The organism is Streptomyces griseicoloratus, assembly GCF_014534645.1.
Lineage (GTDB): Bacteria > Actinomycetota > Actinomycetes > Streptomycetales > Streptomycetaceae > Streptomyces > Streptomyces griseicoloratus.
In genome coordinates this window covers 1-333 of sequence record NZ_JACVQF010000161.1, presented here as the reverse complement: position 1 = coordinate 333, position 333 = coordinate 1, and the positions used below count along the sequence as shown (strand labels likewise).

The 333-nt window shown below is 76.3% G+C and carries 1 protein-coding gene; it reads left to right on the top strand.

From position 1 onward, the window contains the following. Positions 1-333 (top strand): condensation domain-containing protein (locus H0H10_RS05090; protein WP_188179604.1); only part of this gene is annotated, 333 nt, incomplete at both ends.

Sequence of the window (333 nt, the reverse complement as noted above, 5' to 3'; positions counted from 1 at the left end):
CCGGGTGCGGGAGGCGGCGCGTTCGCTCGGGACGAGCGCGGCCACCGTGTTCCACCTGGCGTGGGCCCGGGTGCTGGCCGCGGTGAGCGGGCGGGACGACGTCGTCTTCGGCACCGTCCTCTTCGGACGCATGAACGCCGGTGCCGGCGCCGACCGCGTCCAGGGGCCCTTCATCAACACCCTGCCCGTGCGGTTGCGCATCGGCTCCACGCCGGTCACCGAGGCCCTCTCCGGCCTCCGGGACCAGCTGGCGGAGCTGCTCGTGCACGAGCACGCGCCGCTCGCGCTCGCCCAGGCGGCCAGCGGGGTGCCCGGCGGCAGCCCGCTGTTCAC